Below are 223 nucleotides of genomic sequence, written 5' to 3' on the forward strand. Positions count from 1 at the left end.
GATCAAGGGTTGCGCTCGTTGCGGGACTTAACCCAACATCTCACGACACGAGCTGACGACAACCATGCACCACCTGTCACTCTGCCCCCGAAGGGGAAGCCCTATCTCTAGAGTTGTCAGAGGATGTCAAGACCTGGTAAGGTTCTTCGCGTTGCTTCGAATTAAACCACATGCTCCACCGCTTGTGCGGGCCCCCGTCAATTCCTTTGAGTTTCAGCCTTGC

General features: G+C 54.7%; 1 rRNA gene. It reads right to left on the minus strand.

The window, feature by feature from the left end:
• Positions 1-223: ribosomal RNA gene (locus MR063_RS21690) — 16S ribosomal RNA — on the minus strand; the annotation flags it as partial.

Origin of the sequence: Bacillus cereus group sp. BfR-BA-01492 (assembly GCF_022662815.1) — a bacterium.
GTDB classification, from domain to species: Bacteria; Bacillota; Bacilli; order Bacillales; family Bacillaceae_G; genus Bacillus_A; species Bacillus_A cereus_BD.